Here is a 2,874-nt window from a genome sequence, read left to right on the forward strand (position 1 = left end):
CCGCTTGAGCGCAAAGCGCTCACAAAAATGTCACAGCCCCCACCGATGCTCCGCCTTGCAACGCCCAGTTGACCCACCGCCCCTCCTCACCCGCTGACAAAGGACTTCACCCCATGGAATTGCTGCTGGAAACGGTCGCTCTCTACTCCCTCAAGCTGGCTTATGAGACAGAAGGCCACAGCCCGATCCTGCGGGATGATCCGTTGATGGGCGGGTGTGATCGGGAGGTTTTTGGGTTGTTGGTACGGCGCGGGGATGTGGCTGGGATTCAAAGTGAGATAGGCCGGTGCCTGGATTTGGCGTTGGGGGCGGTTGGTGGGGTTGATACAGTGCTGGGGCGGGAGCTGCATCGTCTGACTGCGAATTTCAGCGCGGCGCAGAGAATGGAGGACCTTCATGCTCCACTCATCGCGCTTAACGCTTACGTGAAAGATATCCTATAAACCGCAGCGCTCGTTTCCGATGCAGTAGCCAAGAGTGCTATTGCGTCCTGCAAGTGCTTGCGGAACCGGATGGGGTAGTCCCTTCAACTGCCGCCTGAATGCTGAAACGGCTGGCCAGCGCACGGCGCCAATCAGCCACTCGACAGACGGCAATGAAGGCGAGTCCGTTCTATTCGATCACTTTTCCGTAAAAGCGCAGGAGACGTTCCTTCGCGTATCGTTGGCAGCTAAAGCGAGCGGCCACCGTCGACGATGAGTTCCGAGCCAACCGTCCAGCGGGACTCGTCTGACGCTAGGTACAGCACGGCCTTGGCCACTTCCTCGGGCGTACCAAACCGGCCGAACGGAATGGTCGCTGCGATATCCTGGTTGAGCTGTTCGCGATAGGCATCGGGAATACCGAGCTTGTCGTAAAGCGGCGTATCAATCGGGCCAGGGCTGACTGCATTGACGCGAATACCACGCGGGAGCAGTTCGCTAGAAAGCGTCTTCGACATGTTCAGGAACGCGGCCTTGGTCGCGCCATAAACTGATGAACGCGCGGCGCCGAGGTGTGCACTAACCGAGGTATTGAGAACCACCGACGCAGGATTCGCGAAGACTGGTAGCAATGCCTGGATCAGAAAGTACGGCCCCTTAACGTTGATGTCGAAGGAGCGATCGAACATTTCCTCCGTCCACTCTTCGATCGGCAGCCAAACGGATACGCCTGCATTGAGAAAGGCAACATCGAGTTGGCCATAGTGAGTCTGAACGGCCTGCGCCAGTTCCTTCTGTGCATCGATGCTGGCTGAGTCAGCACGCAGTACCAATACTTCGCTGCCCAGTTCCGCCTGAGCCTTTGCGATGGACTCCGGATTGACTCCGGTAACGATCACGCGAGCGCCTTCGGCGAGGAACTGCTTAGCCGTTTCCAGGCCAATGCCGCTGGTGCCGCCGGTGATGAGAGTACGTTTGCCTTGCAATCGGGACATGTAAGTTTCCTTTTGGGTTTTTCACGGTCAGTCGATGTACTGACCTGCCAGAGGGAAACTATGTATTCATACCTGTGCATTGATAAGATGGCCTATTCGAATACATTTCATGCTTGTACTGCATGAATGAGAGGCCTAGATGGATCGACTATTGCTGATGACCTGCTTTGTTCGCGCTGTTGAGACAGGAAGCTTCTCGGCTGCGGGGCGTGACCTGGGGCTCGGGCAGCCCAACGTCAGCCGCTATGTGGCGGCGCTGGAAGATCATTTGCAAACCAGGCTGCTTCACCGATCCACACGAAAGCTAGCCCTCACCCCCGAGGGAGAACGCTATTACGCAGATACCCGGCGCATTCTCGATGCCGTGGAAGAATCGGAGTCGTCCTTCAGGGAGAACGTCGCCCCGTCCGGATTGTTGCGAGTCGCCTGCCCGACCGCGCTAGCCCATGCATTCGTGGTGCCGCATGTATCCACATTTCTGGAGCGCTATCCAGAGTTGACGCTCGACCTGCAGATCAATGATCGCTATGTGAACCTGGTCGACGAAGGGGCTGAACTGGCGATCCGCATCGGACATCTGGAAGACAGCGCAATGCGTGCCCGGCCGCTAGGCTGGTTCGAGCGTGTATGCGTTGCCAGCAAGGGATACCTGGCCAAACGCGGAATCCCCACGACGCCCAATGATCTGAGAACGCACGATTGCCTGATCTACACCCTGCTGTCGACAGGCACCACATGGCGCTTTCGGGATATCGATGTTCCCGTTTCTGGCAGGCTTCGGGTCAACTCACCTGAGGCCATACGAGAGTGTGTAAACGACGGACTGGGGATCGCACAGGGCCCCGAATGGCTGTACGAGGAAGGGCTGAAAAATGGCAATCTGCAGGTGTTGCTCAGGGACTACGCAGCTCCGCCTGTCCCCGTGCAAGTCATTTACGTCGCCGACCGGCTTCTCCCCAAAAGGGCCATTGTATTCATGGATTTCATCGCCGAGGTGTTCGCAAAAAATTCTGCATTTAACGATCAACCCAGACCATCATAATTGCAGTAGTCAGCTTGGTGTGCTCATGACGCCCGACTAATCATGAAAATTCGCCAGGTGCCGGTTCGGCATTTTCGGCAGACCAGGGAGTCTATCCTTAACCAGTTTCGTGAAAACATTATTGACAGCTCGTCGGAAATTGGATGGCGATATCCGATCAAACTTTCATCCACACCAGTCCTTATTGTAAAGCAGGCAGGGTGTACACTTCGCAGCACAACGTGGAAGAGTACATAGACAAAAAACTATTTAAATCATACAGCTATGCTATTACTCGAGTCTCCCTCGGGCACCATCTTAAAAAAAGACCTTGAAATTCAAGGTCTTTTTTTTCGCCTGCAGGAAAGTAGTTTTTCGCGGCTAACGCAGATCCCAACCAATCCCCCACCCGCTTTTGTGGTGGGGGGGATAAATC

3 protein-coding genes are annotated in these 2,874 nt (G+C 55.5%); 2 read left to right on the plus strand and 1 reads right to left on the minus strand.

Annotated elements, in window-relative coordinates:
• Positions 1-113 precede the first annotated feature (113 nt).
• Positions 114-443: a hypothetical protein gene (locus tag HU811_RS26335; protein WP_092402587.1), complete on the plus strand. Its 330-nt coding sequence runs from the start codon at positions 114-116 to the stop codon at positions 441-443.
• 227 nt (positions 444-670) lie between these two features.
• On the opposite strand, the gene HU811_RS26340 is transcribed toward HU811_RS26335, so the two are convergent.
• The gene (locus HU811_RS26340) at positions 671-1,417 is read right to left on the minus strand and encodes an SDR family oxidoreductase (RefSeq protein ID WP_086946342.1); all 747 of its coding nucleotides are present in this window, start codon (positions 1,415-1,417) and stop codon (positions 671-673) included.
• A gap of 139 nt (positions 1,418-1,556) precedes the next feature.
• Between HU811_RS26340 and HU811_RS26345 the strand changes: the two genes are divergently transcribed.
• Complete coding sequence (locus tag HU811_RS26345) at positions 1,557-2,459, plus strand: LysR family transcriptional regulator (protein WP_186658997.1); 903 nt, start codon at positions 1,557-1,559, stop codon at positions 2,457-2,459.
• The last annotated feature ends 415 nt before the right edge of the window (positions 2,460-2,874 follow it).

It is taken from the genome of Pseudomonas tehranensis (assembly GCF_014268615.1).
GTDB classification, from domain to species: domain Bacteria; phylum Pseudomonadota; class Gammaproteobacteria; order Pseudomonadales; family Pseudomonadaceae; genus Aquipseudomonas; species Aquipseudomonas tehranensis.

Bases quoted from the DNA above. Each gene is read 5' to 3' on its own strand.
- HU811_RS26335 (WP_092402587.1), top strand. From the start codon at position 114: ATGGAATTGCTGCTGGAAACGGTCGCTCTCTACTCCCTCAAGCTGGCT.
- HU811_RS26340 (WP_086946342.1), bottom strand. From the start codon at position 1,417: ATGTCCCGATTGCAAGGCAAACGTACTCTCATCACCGGCGGCACCAGC.
- HU811_RS26345 (WP_186658997.1), top strand. From the start codon at position 1,557: ATGGATCGACTATTGCTGATGACCTGCTTTGTTCGCGCTGTTGAGACA.